We start from the raw sequence: 17,828 nt of genomic DNA, 5'->3' as shown, positions 1-17,828 counted from the left end.
TTATTGAGCTAAAATATCGACACCTTTCTTTAAGGTAATGTCTTTGTTTGCTATAAGCATACCGTCTTTCATTTCTAAACGCAGCATACTTTTAACAGCTTCCGCTCTACAGGATAAGGTTAACTCCGGGATTAACGGATCGTCATTAAAGAAAAACGATGATAATCCTTGTTCTGGTTGCCCAGGCACTTTAACAATCCTGTGAATTTGTTTTAGCTCTTTTGCTCCTAAATATTTACCTGGCATGAAGGTATAAAACGTATATTTTCCATCGGCATCGGTTTTAATCCAACCGCGGTGGTGCACATAACGTTTACGGTTACTATCGCGTTTCATTTTATAGTCGCCGTTTTCATCAGGTTGAAAAATAAATAAAACCACATCTTTAGCAGGTGTTACACCATCACTTTCGTAGATGGTTCCGGAGATTTTTAATTTGTTTGGCTTTTCAGCAAAATCCGGAATGGTATCGGTGTTATTCAGTTGGTAATCCGATAATAAATATATAGGGCTTGATTTTTTGTATTGAGGTGGTACATCATCTAAAATACTGGCAGTCTCCTGCGCGTAACTCCACATGCCAGTTAATAACATACATACAATGCTTAATAAAGAATAAAGGGCTTTCATAGTAAGGCATAAAATTTAATAGGTTTAAAATTAAAACATTAAAGCTACCACTAATAAAATATTATACGAACGCTGTATTTAACCGATAAACTACAAAAACACGACTTTTTTGCATCCATAAACCTACTGGAAAACCATCATTGCAGATAATATAATGAACAGGGTTATTGGAAATAAAACACCAAGCGCAACCCACCAGCTGGATTGAATGTGTTTAAAAAGATTGCTTTTGTTTACGATAACAAACCCGATTTCTGACGCAAGAAATAATATAAAAATCCATAAATAGAAATACACAAAAAACAGGGTACTTATATATTTTATACCTGAATTGGGTGTAAAAATACCTATTGAAAACAGCAATACGCCTACTAAATTCACATAACGAACTAATCGGGTTAACGGATAATCATCGGAAACTGTCGATTCCTTCATTACATCAATGTATCTAAATGATAATTAAGATCTTACTCCTCTTCTTTTTTAGCACTTACTTCTCCAGTATATTGTATGGTTGTTCTGGTGTTTCCTGTTAAGGTCATAGAACTTTTCATGTTGGGATATAAATCGATGCTAACATCAAAATTTTCATTATTACTTGTGGCGTCAAATTTAATCGTATACCCACTGTGCTTGTTAGGTTTAACTTCATAGTCTTTGACTAATCCTTTAAACTCTATACCACTGTCGGTACCACCATAAGCACCTCCCATACGACGCTCGCCAAAATAAGGTAGATACGATGTGATGCTATCGCCTTCCAGCTTTAAAAAGTTAGGATTACCTATTAAATTAATGTTTCCACCACCACTAGCCCCACCTCGCATTAAAGGTGAATTTAAAACCTGTGACATAGCAGCTGTTACTTGGGGATAAGCCCATTCAGACTCAATATAAAACGACTTGCTATCTACCAGCTTTTTTAAAGCCTGGATTTCTTCAGGTGTCGCGGCATATTGTGTGCTACCACAGGAAAAAATGGTTAATATAAACAGGCTAAGAAGGAATGTAAGAGCTTTCATAATGTGTTGTCTAAATATTTAATAACCTAAATTACAAAAAAAAAGGAATTTTACCTAATGGGTTTAGTCAACCATTGGCTTGGCTCAAAGGTGGATTTCAATTACTTTAGCGTTATGCCACATTTTAAAGACAAAGACATTCAATTACAATATGAAGGCTATGTAAACACACCTTTACTTTGGCAGCATCAAGATGTGTACGGTTTACAACAACTGGACATCCCCTCTCATAACATTTCTAACTTTAACCAGTCAGTACCAGAGGGCTTACGTCTAGGAAAACGTGTGGAGCGCTTTGTGAGTTATGAACTGTCTCAGGATGAGCACACAACCATTTTAGCTGAAAATATACAAATACAAAAGGATAAGCTCACTTTAGGTGAACTGGACGCGCTGTTGCTATATAACAACCAACCGATACACCTGGAAATAGTATATAAATTCTATTTACATGATGCTCGTGTTGGGGATTCCGAACTCGACCATTGGATTGGTCCAAACCGAAAAGATACTTTAGTTAAAAAGCTGGATAAACTTAAAAATAAGCAGCTGCCTTTGCTTTTTAACCCATATACACAGCCTTTGTTACAAGATTTAAATTTAGATATTAAAAACCTGCAACAACGCGTTTTGTTTAAGGCTCAGCTTTTTACGCCATATAATGATGCCAACATATCGTTTGAACTTCTGAATAAAACCTGTATAAAAGGGTTTTATATTTCGTTTAAAGATCTTAAAGTTTTAGATAACAATAAATTTTATATTCCAAACAAAATCAATTGGTTATCTGAAACTCAAACACAAAGTAACTGGCTTACTTATGACAAGTTTTATGAAGCTGTGTATGCTTATATTTTAAACAAAACATCGCCATTATGCTGGGTGAAGTTTCCTAACGGAATTGTTCAAAAGTTTTTTGTGGTTTGGTGGGAATAATACCCTTGTAAAATACCCTAAAATATTACCTTTGCGGCCATGTGGATGTATCTAGGGCTGCTTGCAGCATTATTTTTAGGCTTACATAATTTATGTAAAAAACATGCCGTGCAAGGCAATGAAGTGTTTCCGGTACTTTTTGGTACTATTTTAGCTGGTTTTTTATTGTTGTTACCTTGGTTTGTTTTATCTAAAATGAACCCGAGTTTAGCAAAATATATTGGCTTATACATAACCGATATTCCATTATCTAAGCATGGCTTTATCTTTATAAAGTCGGCTATTATGGCGGCGTCCTGGATTTTAGCCTATCAGGCCTTAAAACATTTACCGATTACCATTGTAACCCCTATTCGCTCTGCGGGTCCGTTTTTTACGTTTATCGGGGCTATTTTAATTTATAAAGAAGCCCCAACTATGCCGCAATGGCTAGGGTTTTTCTTAATTATCTTTTCGGTGTTTTTATATTCGAAAATCGGAAAAAAAGAAGGGATTCATTTTAAAAGCAACAAATGGATTTTTGCTATTATAGGCGCAACATTCCTAGGGTCTTCGGCAGGTCTATACGATAAATTCTTAATTCAAAACTTAAGCTTAGAACCTCAGACACTACAGTTTTGGTTCTGCTTATATACCACATTAATTTTACTGGCTGTACTATCGATTACGTTTTTCCCGAACGCAGAAAAGCGCAAGGCGTTTAAATTCCGATGGACCATTCCAGCAGTGGGGATTTTGCTTCAGATGGCCGATTACTTTTCGTTTAAAGCCCTACAGGACCCTGACGCTTTAATCATGTTACTTTCCGCCATAAAACGCAGTCAGATTTTAATAGCTGTGGTTATAGGAGGACTAATTTTTAAAGAGCAAAACAAACGTAAAAAACTTGTTCCGCTTCTAGGTATTATGGTTGGGGTTGCCTTAATACTCTATTCAAATTAATTATTCCAAACAGTAACTAACGCCTTATTGACTAATGCTTTTTCGGTTATGCCTTTGACCAATGTGATAACCTATACCTATGCCTAATCCGAAGGTAACAATAAGTATGGTTGTTGAAGTGATAACTAAAGATACCATAATAAAAAAATAAAAATTAGTAGGTTAAGTCTTTTGTTTAATAGCAAACAAAAGGGTTGTAGATACTAGCAATTTACCCTACAATAGTATTATGTTTTCATTAAATATGATAGAAAATTGATTGTTAAAACAGATTGTCTTGACATATATCAAGATTCCATTTCGTTAGCAAAATCAGCCTCATTCGCCTTTAAGATTCTACTGAATGTTTCGGGTCTCATACTTAACATATTAGCTAAAAACTTGTGAGGTGCGCGATTTAAAAGAAAGGTATTGCCATTAGATACAAAATGATCAAACCGACCTTTAGCCGAAGGAATACGTGATAAGAGGGTGCGGTTTTCGGCGTGTATATAATATTCAATAAGCAGAATATTAAAAATTCGTACCATTTCAGGATACTTACTCAAGGCTATTTGAAAATCGTCATAGCTTAAATATTCAACATAGGTATCTTCTATAGCCTGAATATTTTCTGATGCCGGAATGTGCTTAAAAAAGCCGGTTATAGAGGTTACCAGTTCGTTATCGGAGCTAAGCCATGTGGTTATTTCATTATCTTCAATGTTATGAAAGCCCCTAATCATGCCTTTTTTAATGAAATACAATTTATCGCACAAGGTGCCACTTTCATTTAAAATACTCCCCTTTTTGTACAAAGCATGCTTAACCTGCTGCTGATAAAAGGATTTAAACTCATTAGATAAAGGACTTATTTTTTCTAAAAAATATAGAGAGAAAGATATTTTTTTGCCATTCATAGTTCAAGGATCTACTTCGAAACTAAATGTAAACAAAACTCAGTAAAAATCAAGCCTAATCAGGAAATCTATAGTGATTTTAAATTAGCTTGGCATGTGACTTTATTCCAAATTAAGTAAAAGCTCATAAAAAAAATCTCCAGATGACAATCATACAGGAGCTATATACTTGTTTTACAGGCCTATGATTTATTCAAGAATTTTACGAATACTTTCTATCCAGTCTTCAATAGTGGTGTTATTGGTATTAATAGCGATATTGCCATTACCATACGGACCATATTTATACTCATCGGTTACTGAAAAGAAGCCGACTGTAGGGGTTTCTGAAGCTACTGCAAGATGCATTACGCCATTATCAGCCGCAATAAAAATAGCTGTATTATGAAGTACGCCACCCATCTCTCGAATGTCTTTACTGTAAAAATTAGGCGCTTTAAAGTTAATTCGGGAAATGTTTTCTATAGGTAACATTTCAATAATATTGAACTCAGGAAACTCCTGTAACAAACGCTGGTACAACGTCTCCCACCATTCTTGAGAATAACATTTGTCCCCAGTAGCATTGGTGTAAATACAAATAGAGGGTTTATCGTTTTTGCTAATACCGTCTAAAATAGATTTACCTTTACTAATTTCTTCGTCGTTTAAGCGAATGTTTAAAGTAGGCAGCTCACGCTCATTTAGGTCAACCCCAAGATGTTTTAAATAATAGCGTAAATTATAAATCGGGTATTTTGAAATATGTTTATGATCGGGGTGCAACGTTTGAATCTCTTCATTTACATCACCAAATACTTTAAACTTTGCTCGAGATAGCTGAGTTAATAAGCGTCCTGAAGAGGAGTCTTTGTCACCGTTAATTACTAAATCGTAAGATTTGTTTTTTATAGACACCCAACTCTTCGCGTATTTATATAAATTATTGAAGGGTTTACGTGGTAACTGAATGATTTTATGGACTTCAGGATAATTTTCGAATACGGGAAATGCCACACCGCCTTTAACAAACAAATCAATCTCACAATTAGGAAATGTTGCAATAACCTCCTGAACAATTGGAGTTAACAACAGCTGGTTCCCTAATCTATGATTCGGCCTTATAATTAGCACCCGTTTGATGTCTTCCGGCTTCAATGAACCGTATTCAGGCTCCTTATAAGAGCTTCCTACATTTTTAGTAATGCTGTGCATCACTTTTCTTCGAACGTTATTGACTGCTGTTTTAAATGACATGTGCTACCCTGATTTTATGTAAAGGCGAACAAAAGTACCAATTTGATTAGTTAAGAACAAGAATTACCCCTGTATTGCTCTGCTATTTAATGTATTTAGATTTGTACCAGACATTTAGCACCAAACCACCTATAATTAATGCAATACCCAGTAGGTTCCAAATCGTATAGATCTCCTGAAAGACCATCACACCAATAGCCGCTGTAAAAACAACTTCTATATATTTTAAAGGGGCCACAATATTTGTAGAAGCCGCCTGAAACGCTTTGGTCATGTATATTTGACCGATGTAACCAAATACCCCTAAAGAGAATAAGAAAGGCCATTCTGAAGCCTTAGGCGTTACCCAATTACCAATTGAAAGTACACCACCTAAAACAGTAGCGGTAACCATAAAGTAATTGACAATAACCGCCGGATGTTCCCGCTTACCTATTTTACTGATTATGATATACACCAAACCACTTAAAACAGCCGCAATAAGCACCAGTATTAATCCATAACTGTTAATATGCTTATCTAAACCTTTTAAGACGATTACCCCAATAAATGAAACAACAAAAAACAGCCACTGCAGGGGTTTTACTCTCTCACGAAGTAAAAATACGGCCATTATAGCTGCAAAAATAGGTGCCGTATACCGTAAAGACACCGCTGTCCCAATTGATAAATACTTCACCGACATAAAAAACAATAACATAGAAGACGCCCCCACTACAGAGCGCGCAATGAGCAGTGTATTATGTTTTCCGATGATGGGAATTTTGTTTTTTAAAAGAAAACCGAAAGTAAAAAATAAAGATCCAAGAGATCTAAAAAATACAATCTGATAGCTATTAACGTCTTTCAGGTACTTTACTGTGGCATTCATACATGCGAAGCCCAGCGTACTAAAAAACATGTATTTTAAAGCTTTTTTAACGTCCAAAAGGTCTGAGTTTAATTTTTCGTTTGGTAGTGATAAAATACACACCGGTTAATAATATCGTAGCAGCGATTATGGTTTGAAAGCTAATGGGTTCGTTTAGAACAAACCAACCTAAAAAAATAGCGATAACAGGATTCACATACGCCGAAGTAGACACCTTTTCTGGTGATACCACTTTAAGTAAATAATTGAAGGATGTAAATGCTACAACACTTCCGAAGACAGCTAAAAGCACCATGGCTAAAGTCACTTGAGAGCTCCATTTATTTGGAGCTACCCAGGTTTCACCTAAAATAACGCTGGTTATTGCTAACATAACCCCTGAGGCAATCATCTGGTAGGCGGTACTGACAAAGTAATTACTTGGTAAATCGGCTTTAGACACAAATATACTGCCGTAACTCCAGCTTAATACACAAGTTAAAATCATAAACATACCTAGTAAGGTTCCTTCTTGTGTTACCAGCTCTTGTTGGCTCACCAAAATATACATTCCAATAACCCCTAGGGTGACACCAATAATAGAATTGGTCTGCATTTTTTTTCCGTCTATAAGCTTTAAAAGTAATAAAATGAATAAGGGTTGTGTTGAAGCTTCCAGAGCTCCAAAACCACTATCAACATACTTTAAAGCCCAAACAAACACGCCATTACCATAAACCAGAAATAAAAACCCGGTTATGATTGAGTTGATAAGTTGTCTTCTTGTTATTGACAAAGACAACCTCATTGCTTTAGAAATCGCAAAGATGATTATTCCCGCTAAAGTAAAACGGAAGGACGCTAAAAAAAATGGTGGTAATTCGGAAACGGCTATTTTGTTTAACAGGTAGGTAGAACCCCAAATCACGTAGATAGCAAAAAATGCCAATACAATTAAAACAGTTTTACGAGGTATACTCATAAATATACAATTAGTTCTTATTGCAAATTATATTTTTTTAACTCTTACAGCGTTCATGCCTTTAGGTCCGCGTTCCAGCTCGTAAGTTACCTTGTCATTTTCAGAGATAGGTTCAAGTAAACCACTAACGTGAACGAAATATTTTTCCTGATTAATACTGTCTAAAATAAATCCGAAACCCTTAGAGGTATCAAAAAATGATACTTTACCTTCTTTAGCAGCCGGCTCCTCCTCTTCGCGTTCTTCTTTCTTTGGAATTCCCACTTCAATACTTTCCAGGTCTATCTGTTCTTTTAGTTGTGGATCCGGTGGTGTATCAGTTAAATTGCCGTTATGATCTACATAGGCGAACTGAATTCCTTTAGGATTTTCCTTCGCTTCGGTCTTACGTGCTTCTTTCTTCTTCTGCTTTTCCTCGCGCTTTTTTAAACGTTTCTTTTCTTTTTCAATTTTGTTATAAGTAACCTGAGATTTTGCCATAAATAATTCGTTTTCTATTAATACTGAATGTTACAGTGAATTTTTATGAAAAACCTAAACCAAGACCTCTGAAAAAAAAATGGAAAAATTAAATAAAAATTGCCTAACACACTTATATGGCGTAAAGGTACATTTATTTTTTTTTCGTTTTAATAATTATTGTAAGATATATTTAATCTTCCGGAGGATACCCATGAATATCTTCAAACACTTCGTCAAAGTTCTGACGTAAGTATGAGTTTAATTTCTTGCGATAATCGTCTTTTAACCATTCTACAAAATTGTAAGTACTTTTACTAATGCACTTCGTATAGCGTTGAATTCTGAAATCGATATCATCGCCCAGCATCTTAGCTAACCCAATGGCATCGTAAACATCCTCACTGTTTTCAATACATATTCTGGCATGTTGCTCTATTGAGCGTTCTAAGACCACTTTTGAAGACTCTCCACTTCTAATTGAGTCGACATACGTTTTTTGAATATCGAAATACACCTCTTTACTATTTCCAAACTCCTTACGTAATTCGTCTGGCATTTCGTAACGGAAGTTGCTTTCTAACTCTTCATCACTAATAATAGAATCCAGGTAATAGTTAGGTGATTTAAAGATGCGTTGCCAGTCTAAATTATCACCCCATGGCCCGAAACGGTAAAAGTTATTACCTAAGTCTATAACCGTAAATTTATTCTTATTCTTAAATATACGAGAACCACGACCAATCATCTGGTAGTATAAGGTCAACGATTTTGTTGCTCGGTTAAGAATGATACTCTCCACTGATGGCTCATCGAATCCGGTCGTTAGGATACTCACCGAGGTTAAAATCGCATCCGGTGTATTTTTAAACCACTTTAAGATTTGAGCACGCTCCTTTTTAGTATTGGTATTATCTAAATGCGCAATAGGATACCCCGCTCTTCTAAACGTATCGTAAACGTGTAAAGACGTGTTAATACCATTGTTAAAGATTAAGGTCTTCTTCCCTTTTGAACGCTCCTCATAAGCCTGAAGCAATTTCGATAACATGTCATCTGCTGTATACAGATCTTCTGAAGATTTCACGGTATAATCACCATTAGCACCTACGACTAACGAGGTTAACCCTACGTTATACGTGTACATATCAGCACGTGCCAGGAATCCGTTTTCAATAAGCGACTCAATACTTTCTCCAACAATTAACTCATCGTAATTATCGGTCATTGGTAATTCAATACTAGAACTCAAAGGGGTTGCTGTAACTCCAAGTATAAATGACTGGCTAAAGAATTTAAACAACTTCGTGAATGAGTTGTAATGCGCCTCATCGATAATCACTAAACCTATATCTGAAATATCAAGTTTGTTGTCATTTAAACGGTTGTTTAAAGTTTCAACCATAGCCACAAAACAACTGTAGTTGGCCTGGTCGCTTAAGTCTGCCTTACTATCAACCACTTTATTCTCTACAGCAAACTCTGTAAGCATTCTAGATGTTTGCTTGCACAGCTCAATACGGTGTGTCATGATTAACACCTTCTTGTTGTGGTTTTTTAAATATTGTCTTACAATTTCAGAAAAAATAACCGTTTTACCTCCACCGGTAGGCAACTGGTATAACAAGTGGTAATCGTCACGTGATTCATCAAAAGCCTGAAAAATTTTACTGATGGCTCCTTTTTGATAACTATATAAGTCCTTCCCTGCTTTACGCTCTTCTTGTTCTAATTCTGCTTTCGATGTAATAGACATGTATTTAACTTTTAGGCGTGCAAAAATAACACCTTTGCAGGGTTTATGACGAATAAATGGTATAAAAATTTCGAAGTTTTTATTTATTCTAATCTTCAATAAGATAGATTTAAACTGTAATAATTTTGAAAAGAAATTTATCTTTACAAACCAATTAAACAAATACATATTTATGCAAATCAACGACAAAAGCCAAACCAAAGCCTATTACGCCAACGAACAGCGCTATGATACCATGACTTATAATCGCTCAGGTAAAAGCGGTGTATTACTACCGGCATTATCTTTGGGCTTATGGCATAATTTCGGATTTGTAGATAGTATTCAAAACGGACGAGATATTTTAAGAACCGCATTCGATTTAGGCATCACGCACTTCGATTTAGCGAACAACTACGGCCCACCATACGGATCGGCTGAAGAAAACTTCGGAACCATTTTTAAAAAGGATTTTAAACCGTATCGTGATGAACTTTTTATAGCATCGAAAGCAGGGTATGATATGTGGCCGGGACCTTATGGCAACTGGGGCTCCAGAAAATATTTAATTTCAAGCTTAGACCAGAGTTTAAAGCGTATGAATCTGGACTATGTCGATATTTTTTATCACCACAGACCTGATACTGAAACCCCGTTAGAAGAAACCATGGGCGCATTAGCTGATATTGTCCGACAAGGAAAAGCCTTGTATGTGGGTATTTCTAATTATCAACCCAAAGAAACCGCCGAAGCAGCGAAACTACTTAAAGATTTAAATGTGCCGTTTATTTTGCATCAGGCGCGTTACTCGATTTTTGACCGTTGGGTTGAAGAAGGCTTATTAGATACATTAGAGGATAATGGTGTAGGTTGTATAGCCTTTTCGCCATTAGCTCAAGGCATGCTTACCGATAAATATCTAAAAGGTATTCCTGAAGGCTCTCGAGCATCAAAAAGTTTAACTTATTTAGACACCGATGCGGTAAATAAAAAAATTGAAAAAATACAGGCCTTAAACACTATCGCGGCGTCTAGAAACCAAAAGCTTTCTCAAATGGCTATTGCATGGATTTTACGTCAGCCACAAGTGGCCTCTGTTTTAATAGGCGCAAGTTCTTCTAATCAATTAAAAGAAAATGTAAAAGCACTAAACAATTTAAGCTTTAGCCATGAAGAACTTGAAGCTATAGAACGAATTATTAAATAGTATTATTCTTTTACAATAATTATACTGGCTTTAACACCTGTGGCAAGGTTCCATCGGTTGCCTGAAATTAAGTTTTCCTGATCATCGACCACTCTAAACTCAGCGGTGTTTGGGCCAGATTGCCCTTGGTTTAAAGCTACAAAGTCTATTTTGTTTAATCCAGGTCTTAAATCAATTTTAACCCCCTGATATCCGCCATTTAAATACACTCTGGATTTGATAACATCGTCGTTGACACGAACCTGAATTATATCGCCATCAACAGCGCCATGATCACGATATACGACGTTAACAAATTTGGCATTGCTTTTAAAATCCCCAAAATACTGATCAGTTTTACTTCCGTTTAACTGTTCTACTTCCTCTGGCGATAGTTTTAAATCGGCTATATTTTTATCGATTTGCTTTTTATATAATTCTCCCGGGTTCCCAAATTCCTCTTCGTATAATGAAAACGACTTTTTAGGGGTGTTTAGTCCTGTAGCAGAAATATCAGGAACATCTAATTTCCCAAACACCACAGGGTCTTCTTTCTTTTCAGCAGGCAATATGGTTTTAGACTTGGTTTCCTTTTTGGTCTCAACCGCAGGAATAGCTACAGACGTTTTTCTGTTATCTAATTGCCCGTATGCAGATAACGATATAGAAAATATGATAATATATAACGAAACTAACTTCATTGTCAATTTAAAATTTGGGTTCGCCTAAACGTATCGGTTTATATTTCATTCAAATATATTTCTTAAAATTTAAACCACCTCGTTGTACGCGGTATTTTGCATTGATTTAACAAAAATCGTTCCTATTTTATCAATAAAACAGGAAATACTTAATTAAAATTCGCATTAATAGCCCAACCTATTCATTCTCTTTTGTTTATGGTATTGTTTTTGTGAGGTAATTAACATATAACCTCTAAACATATTCTTATGCGACTTTCAAAACAACACCCAGAAGTCAATGCTGGTTCTATGGCAGACATTGCATTTTTATTACTTATTTTCTTTCTGGTAACCGCGACGATCTCCTCGGATGAAGGTATTAACCGAAAACTTCCAGCGGAATGTCCACCGGGTACAGACTGTGAAACCATGATTCCTGAACGCAACTTATTTCGAATTTCAATCAATAACAAAGATGAAATAATGGTTGAAAACGAAATTATTGATTTAGACGAGCTCAAAGCGTTAACAAAACTGTTTATTAATAATAACGGTGATGGATCTTGTGCGTATTGCACTGGTATTAAAAACCCTGAAGGGTCTGATAACCCATCAAAAGCTGTGATTTCACTATTAACACACCCACAAGCTACATATAATCGCTTTATTCAAGTACAGGACAGGCTTACTGCTGCTTATTACGAACTAAGAAACGATTATTGTTTAAATGTTTTAAACAAACCTGCCACCGAGTTAACATCGGAAGAATTAAAACAGGTTAAAGAAGCTTATCCGTTTATTATTTCGGAAGCTGAAACAAAATAAAACAAGCTATTCATCTATAAGCTCGCCATAAGCTATGGTAATGGTTCGCCACCCCCAAGCTTTGGCAGCTTTTACATCAACTCCCATATAAATGTCTATTTTATTTTGCCAGCGCGCTGGCATTTTATCTTTTACATAATATATTCCTTCAAGCCCTTTTATTTTTACCGGTGTATTGTATTTAAGTCCTTTTTTATACAAATCATTTGAAACAGCAATAACTTTTAAACCTGGTTTTAAACTGTCTCCAAAAGCTGTAATTTGAGGTCTTGAATTGGTTTGTGATTGCAGAGAATTATAAGCCGTTGCTGTTACCTTTAAATCATGCCAGACATAATTATCCTGTATGTCATAAGGTATTAAAGGATGACTTAACAAAAAAGCTACAGTTATTACAATCGTTTTCAATTCAGTGAGGTTTTCTTAAATATACGATAATTTGATTTGTTCTGGATTATAAAAAAAGAGGGCTAACGCCCTCTTTACTTTCTAAGACACATCAATTTTCTTAATGGACTTAGTTTTGTCTTTTTCCATTTTTGGCAAATGGATATTTAAAATACCTTCATTGTACTCGGCTTTAATCTTTTCGAGGTCTACAGTTTTAGGAATGGTAAATGTTCGTTTGAACGAAGAATAACCAAACTCTCTTCGTGTATACTGCTCAGATTCTTCTTCATGCTCTGTTTCGGTAGCTGCACTTATAGAGAGCACATTGTTGTCAATGTCAATATTAAAATCTGATTTTTTAAGTCCTGGCACAGCCATTTCTATAGTGTATTTATTTTCAGAATTCATGATGTTTACAGCAGGTGATGAAATTCCTGTATTAAAATTAGACATGAAATCTGTACTGAATCTATGATCCAATATTTCATCGAACCAAGATGTTAAATTTGGTAACAAATTAAAGTTAGAGTCTGAAATTTTATTACCGTTTCTATTAGTTGTTGGAATTAAAGTACTCATAACTATTGATTTTAAATTAAACATTTATTTTAACCTAAAAACATCAAAAAAAATACCATGCTAAATAGACTGAAAATTTTTCATAAAAACTGACAAATTTTCACCGTAACACCCTTATAACAAAAGATTTACTAGTAATTTATTAATTCAATTAACGCATCTTCAAACCTAACTTTAGGCAAGTATTGTTCCTCTAATCGCTTATTAAAAGGAATTGGGGTATCTAAACTTCCCACCCGCTTTACAGGGGCATCTAGGTGCTCAAAACAGTGTTCTGATATTAATGCTGAAATATCACTGGCAATTCCACCAAAAAGAGACTCTTCCTGAAGTATAATAGCACGTCCCGTTTTTTTGACAGAAGTATATATGGCTTCAATATCTAAAGGCTGTAGCGTTCTTAAATCAATTACATCAGCTTTTATTTCATAATGCCTATCTAAAACCTCCAACGCCCAATGCACAGCAGCGCCATAAGAAATAATGGTAATCTCTTCGCCAGATCTAATAAGTGAGGCTTTTCCAAACGGTAAGGTGTAATAATCTATAGGCACCTCTTGTTTTATGGTTCTGTACAATCCTTTATGCTCAAAAAACAACACTGGATTCGGGTCGTTAATAGCTGTGTTTAATAATCCTTTTGCATCGTATGGAAATGCAGGATAGACTACTTTTAATCCGGGAGTTTTTGTAAACCAGGCTTCATTAGTTTGTGAATGAAAGGGTCCTGCTCCCACTCCTGCTCCGCATGGCATTCTCAAAACTACATCAGCATGTTGTCCCCAGCGATAAAAACTTTTAGCCAAATAATTCACAACCGGATTAAATCCGGAAGAAATAAAATCGGCAAACTGAAGTTCTACGACGCTTTTCATACCTGCAATTGATAATCCCATTGCTGCTTCAATAATAGCAGACTCACAAATGGGTGTATTGCGAACACGCTCTTTTCCAAAAGCTTCAACAAACCCCTCCGTAATTTTAAACACGCCACCATATTCAGCAATATCCTGTCCCATAATCACCAGGTTTTCATGTCGTTGCATGCTTTGTTTTAAACTATCAGAAACAGCATCAACAAATCGAATCTCTTCAACTTCTGAGTTAGACTTAAAATGCTCAAAATCAATAACTTGAAAAACATCATTTAATTCATTAATTTCATTAGGCGTAATATCTTCTTCCTCAAATGCTATCTGTAAGTTATCGGTGATTTCTTTAGTAAATTCAGCTTTTATAGCTTCAATTTGTCCGTCATTTAAAACACCTGTTTCTTTCAAAAATCGCTCATAATTTTCTACAGGATCTTTTTCACCCCAAACATCCATAAGTTCCTGAGGGACATATTTGGTTCCGCTTGCTTCTTCGTGACCACGCATCCTGAAGGTTTTAAATTCAATTAATACAGGACGTGGATTTTCACGAACACTTCTGGCAATTTCTGAAACTTTAGAATAGACTTCGATAATATTATTTCCGTCAATAATGTGTGATTCCATGCCGTACCCCATACCTCGATCAGCAATATGCTGGCAATTATATTGCTCGTTTGTTGGCGTTGAGAGTCCATAACCATTATTTTCAATACAAAATAACACAGGTAATTGCCAAACCGATGCCACATTTAAAGCTTCATGAAAATCCCCTTCGCTGGTTCCGCCTTCTCCACTAAAAACAGCGGTTACCTGGTTCTTATTATTTATTTTAGACGCTAAAGCAATCCCATCGGAAACCCCTAATTGAGGTCCAAGATGCGAAATCATCCCCACCACTTTGTATTCCTGCGTGCCAAAATGAAACGAGCGATCTCTTCCTTTAGTGAACCCGGATTCTTTCCCCTGCCATTGCGCAAACAATCGGTGCAATGGAATATTTCGAGTTGTAAATACTCCCAAATTTCTATGCATTGGTAATATGTATTCTTCAGCGCCTAAAGCCATGGTCACTCCAACCGAAATTGCCTCTTGTCCAATACCCGAAAACCACTTACTAATTTTACCCTGACGCAACAATACCAGCATCTTTTCCTCAATCAATCGAGGTTTTAATAATGCTCTGTAAATTTCAATTTGTAAATTAGGACTTAGAAATTCGGTGTTAAATTCCATATTTAAGTGGTATAATTAGATGTCGTTTAGTGGGTTGATTTATATCAAATATACTATAAAATAAGTGGACGATAAACAAAATAGTATACTCTAAACTTATCAATGTTTTTGTACATTTGTATAGAGTCTTATTTTAAATAAATGCCACATGAACGTAATTCCTAGTGTAGATTTATCCGATTTTATTTCGGGTGATGCTTCCAGAAAACAGAAATTTGTAGACGCCATCGGTAAAGCTTATGAAGAAATTGGTTTCGTTGCTTTAAAGGGTCATTTTCTAGATGACACCTTGGTTGAAAACTTATATACAGAAGTCAAAAACTTTTTTAGTTTACCTCTGGAAATAAAACAGAAATATGAAATTCCAGGCATTGGAGGACAAAGAGGCTATGTGTCTTTTGGAAAAGAAAGTGCTAAAGGCAAAAAAGAAGGCGATTTAAAAGAATTCTGGCATTTCGGACAGTATGTGGAAGATGACGACAAGCTTAAAGCAGAATATCCAGATAACGTAATTGTTGAAGAATTACCTGAGTTTAATAAGGTTGGTAAAGAAACCTACCAAATGTTAGAAAAAACTGCGAAATACGTGCTTCGTGCTTTATCGCTTCATTTAGGTTTGGAAGAAACGTATTTTGATGAATATATTCATAATGGTAACTCTATTCTTCGACCAATACACTACCCGCCTATCACAGAAGAACCAAAAGAGGCTGTTCGTGCTGCCGCTCATGGTGACATTAACCTAATTACTTTATTAATGGGAGCTCAAGGTCGTGGTTTGCAAGTACAAAACCATAAAGGCGAATGGATTGATGCTATCGCTGAACCCGACGAATTAATGATTAATGTTGGGGACATGCTCTCTCGACATACAAACAATAAGCTTAAATCGACCATTCATCGTGTGGTGAATCCTCCAAAAGAACTTTGGAGCACCTCACGTTATTCTATTCCGTTCTTCATGCACCCTATCAGTAGTATGAAATTAGATGTTTTAGACAGTTGTGTAGACGAAAACACGCCTAAAGCTTTTGAAGATATTACTGCAGGTGAATTTTTAACAGAGCGTTTAATAGAATTAGGACTCATTAAAAAATAAAAAAATGGATTTACAAGACCAGTTAAAAAATCTGTTTCCCGATCACGTGTCGGAAGAACCAATAGAAGAGACAACAGAAGAAACGGGAATATGGATGCAGGACGATCCTTTAATTTGTAAATACGAAAAACGGAAAGGCAAGCCTATTACTATTATTGAAGGTTATACGGGAGCCACGAGCGATTTTAAAATATTAGCAAAAGAGATAAAAACCAAATTAAGTGTTGGAGGTAGCTTTAAAGATGATAAAATTATTATTCAAGGAGACTACCGTGATAAAATCATGCAAATGCTTAAAGATAAAGGGTTTCTTGTAAAGCGCGTTGGCGGATAAATAATGAGTGAAACTTCACTACATATTACCAACGGCACCGTTTTAACCAACCGCTTAGAGGAGTTAAATATAGAAGGTAAAAAACTTACCTGGCAGGAAATGTTATGTGAAGGCCCTACCGTAGAACAGGTGTACTCTGAGGAGTTTTATGCCCTAAGAAAACAGTTCTTTGATCAGTTTTATAGTATTGATTTAGAAATTGAAAAAATAAAATCTGCTTTAGATGTTTTAAATCATACCGAAGATTTTACTGAAATTATACTTTGGTTTGAATACGATTTATTCTGTCACATCAACATGATTGCTGTGATTAGTTTAATTCAGCAGAAGAAAATTGACCTTCCTCTTTATTTAGTATGTAGCGGTCGTGTTAGAAGAAGTAAGAATATGAAAGCGCTGAACGAATTAACGAGTGGACAACTTCTTAAACATTACAACGATAAAATAAAGTTAACTCCGGAAGATATTGATTTAGCTCGAACCGTTTGGAGCATTTATTGTGGCAAAGATCACAACTTGTTAAAACCTTATATTCTAAAAGAATCATCTTTCGACTATCTAAGTAATTGCCTTAAGGCACATTTAGAGCGATTTCCAGCTACCAAGGATGGCTTAAATAATTTAGAACGAAATATCCTTGAAATAGTAAGAGATATTGATGTTAATTCTACGAATCACTTATTAGGATACGCCTTGCATTTTCAGGGGTTCTATGGCTATGGTGATTTGCAATTAATAAGAATCATTGAAACTCTGATGGTGTATATTGATAAAGAAGAAAACAAATTAACCCTAAACCGAAAAGGTCATGAGGTACTATTAGGTACACATCGTTATCTTTCTGAACTTGATAATCGCATGGTTTATGGAGGGGTGAAAAAATCAGATTTTCAATTTAATAGCACCATCAACCGATTAGTTAAAAACGCATAA

20 protein-coding genes are annotated in these 17,828 nt (G+C 35.5%); 7 read left to right on the top strand and 13 right to left on the bottom strand.

Annotated features, from left to right (window positions below; translation table 11 throughout):
• The 3 genes from ICJ85_RS01615 to ICJ85_RS01605 form a co-directional block, all read right to left on the bottom strand.
• Positions 1-630 carry a dioxygenase family protein gene (locus ICJ85_RS01615; RefSeq protein ID WP_241739469.1) on the bottom strand — a complete coding sequence of 210 codons (630 nt, stop codon included), beginning with the start codon at positions 628-630 and terminating at the stop codon, positions 1-3.
• A gap of 123 nt (positions 631-753) precedes the next feature.
• Complete coding sequence (locus ICJ85_RS01610) at positions 754-1,065, bottom strand: hypothetical protein (RefSeq protein ID WP_188222018.1); 312 nt, start codon at positions 1,063-1,065, stop codon at positions 754-756.
• A gap of 32 nt (positions 1,066-1,097) precedes the next feature.
• The gene (locus ICJ85_RS01605; protein ID WP_188222017.1) at positions 1,098-1,652 is read right to left on the bottom strand and encodes a DUF4251 domain-containing protein; all 555 of its coding nucleotides are present in this window, start codon (positions 1,650-1,652) and stop codon (positions 1,098-1,100) included.
• Between the two features lie 57 nt (positions 1,653-1,709).
• Between ICJ85_RS01605 and ICJ85_RS01600 the strand changes: the two genes are divergently transcribed.
• Positions 1,710-2,588: a DUF1853 family protein gene (locus tag ICJ85_RS01600; RefSeq protein ID WP_241739468.1), complete on the top strand. Its 879-nt coding sequence runs from the start codon at positions 1,710-1,712 to the stop codon at positions 2,586-2,588.
• Positions 2,589-2,627: 39 nt separating this feature from the next.
• Positions 2,628-3,530 (top strand): EamA family transporter, encoded by a 903-nt coding sequence (locus ICJ85_RS01595; protein ID WP_188222016.1) that lies wholly within the window; start codon positions 2,628-2,630, stop codon positions 3,528-3,530.
• A 287-nt stretch (positions 3,531-3,817) separates the two neighbouring features.
• Here ICJ85_RS01595 and ICJ85_RS01590 read toward each other — a convergent pair whose 3' ends face one another.
• The 6 genes from ICJ85_RS01590 to ICJ85_RS01565 all read right to left on the bottom strand — a co-directional run bounded on the left by ICJ85_RS01590 (position 3,818) and on the right by ICJ85_RS01565 (position 9,712).
• Positions 3,818-4,429, bottom strand: coding sequence for a Crp/Fnr family transcriptional regulator (locus tag ICJ85_RS01590; RefSeq protein ID WP_188222015.1), 612 nt, complete (start codon positions 4,427-4,429; stop codon positions 3,818-3,820).
• Positions 4,430-4,618: 189 nt separating this feature from the next.
• Positions 4,619-5,665, bottom strand: coding sequence for a glycosyltransferase family 9 protein (locus tag ICJ85_RS01585; protein ID WP_188222014.1), 1,047 nt, complete (start codon positions 5,663-5,665; stop codon positions 4,619-4,621).
• An 82-nt stretch (positions 5,666-5,747) separates the two neighbouring features.
• On the bottom strand, positions 5,748-6,593 hold the full coding sequence (locus ICJ85_RS01580) for a DMT family transporter (RefSeq protein WP_188222013.1): 846 nt from the start codon (positions 6,591-6,593) through the stop codon (positions 5,748-5,750).
• Positions 6,583-7,497 carry an EamA family transporter gene (locus ICJ85_RS01575; protein WP_188222012.1) on the bottom strand — a complete coding sequence of 305 codons (915 nt, stop codon included), beginning with the start codon at positions 7,495-7,497 and terminating at the stop codon, positions 6,583-6,585. The genes ICJ85_RS01580 and ICJ85_RS01575 overlap by 11 nt, the downstream gene beginning before the upstream one ends.
• A 27-nt stretch (positions 7,498-7,524) precedes the next feature.
• The gene (locus ICJ85_RS01570; RefSeq protein ID WP_188222011.1) at positions 7,525-7,977 is read right to left on the bottom strand and encodes a cold-shock protein; all 453 of its coding nucleotides are present in this window, start codon (positions 7,975-7,977) and stop codon (positions 7,525-7,527) included.
• Positions 7,978-8,149: 172 nt separating this feature from the next.
• Entirely contained in the window at positions 8,150-9,712 is a 1,563-nt protein-coding gene (locus ICJ85_RS01565; protein WP_188222010.1) for a DEAD/DEAH box helicase, read from the bottom strand.
• Between the two features lie 172 nt (positions 9,713-9,884).
• On the opposite strand from ICJ85_RS01565, the gene mgrA reads away from it, so the two are divergent.
• Positions 9,885-10,898 carry an L-glyceraldehyde 3-phosphate reductase gene (mgrA, locus tag ICJ85_RS01560; protein ID WP_188222009.1) on the top strand — a complete coding sequence of 338 codons (1,014 nt, stop codon included), beginning with the start codon at positions 9,885-9,887 and terminating at the stop codon, positions 10,896-10,898.
• A gap of 2 nt (positions 10,899-10,900) precedes the next feature.
• Here the strand turns inward: mgrA and ICJ85_RS01555 are convergent, their stop codons facing one another.
• On the bottom strand, positions 10,901-11,578 hold the full coding sequence (locus ICJ85_RS01555) for a hypothetical protein (protein ID WP_188222008.1): 678 nt from the start codon (positions 11,576-11,578) through the stop codon (positions 10,901-10,903).
• Between the two features lie 249 nt (positions 11,579-11,827).
• Here ICJ85_RS01555 and ICJ85_RS01550 point away from each other — a divergent pair, with 249 nt between their 5' ends.
• Positions 11,828-12,385: an ExbD/TolR family protein gene (locus ICJ85_RS01550; RefSeq protein ID WP_188222007.1), complete on the top strand. Its 558-nt coding sequence runs from the start codon at positions 11,828-11,830 to the stop codon at positions 12,383-12,385.
• Between the two features lie 6 nt (positions 12,386-12,391).
• Here ICJ85_RS01550 and ICJ85_RS01545 read toward each other — a convergent pair whose 3' ends face one another.
• The 3 genes from ICJ85_RS01545 to ICJ85_RS01535 form a co-directional block, all read right to left on the bottom strand.
• The gene (locus tag ICJ85_RS01545) at positions 12,392-12,793 is read right to left on the bottom strand and encodes a 3D domain-containing protein (protein WP_317173031.1); all 402 of its coding nucleotides are present in this window, start codon (positions 12,791-12,793) and stop codon (positions 12,392-12,394) included.
• An 81-nt stretch (positions 12,794-12,874) separates the two neighbouring features.
• Positions 12,875-13,354: an Hsp20/alpha crystallin family protein gene (locus ICJ85_RS01540; RefSeq protein WP_188222006.1), complete on the bottom strand. Its 480-nt coding sequence runs from the start codon at positions 13,352-13,354 to the stop codon at positions 12,875-12,877.
• Positions 13,355-13,485: 131 nt separating this feature from the next.
• Positions 13,486-15,462 carry an alpha-ketoacid dehydrogenase subunit alpha/beta gene (locus tag ICJ85_RS01535; protein ID WP_188222005.1) on the bottom strand — a complete coding sequence of 659 codons (1,977 nt, stop codon included), beginning with the start codon at positions 15,460-15,462 and terminating at the stop codon, positions 13,486-13,488.
• A 148-nt stretch (positions 15,463-15,610) separates the two neighbouring features.
• On the opposite strand from ICJ85_RS01535, the gene ICJ85_RS01530 reads away from it, so the two are divergent.
• The 3 genes from ICJ85_RS01530 to ICJ85_RS01520 are packed head-to-tail and all read left to right on the top strand — an operon-like array spanning position 15,611 to position 17,828.
• A complete protein-coding gene (locus ICJ85_RS01530; RefSeq protein WP_188222004.1) occupies positions 15,611-16,561 on the top strand; it encodes an isopenicillin N synthase family dioxygenase in 951 nt (316 codons plus the stop codon).
• Positions 16,562-16,565: 4 nt separating this feature from the next.
• Positions 16,566-16,895, top strand: coding sequence for a translation initiation factor (locus ICJ85_RS01525; protein WP_188222003.1), 330 nt, complete (start codon positions 16,566-16,568; stop codon positions 16,893-16,895).
• Between the two features lie 3 nt (positions 16,896-16,898).
• Positions 16,899-17,828 (top strand): DUF1835 domain-containing protein, encoded by a 930-nt coding sequence (locus ICJ85_RS01520; protein ID WP_188222002.1) that lies wholly within the window; start codon positions 16,899-16,901, stop codon positions 17,826-17,828.

The sequence above is a fragment of the Aestuariibaculum marinum genome, from assembly GCF_014596975.1.
GTDB classification, from domain to species: Bacteria; Bacteroidota; Bacteroidia; order Flavobacteriales; family Flavobacteriaceae; genus Aestuariibaculum; species Aestuariibaculum marinum.
This window is presented reverse-complemented; position numbering and strand designations above follow the sequence as displayed.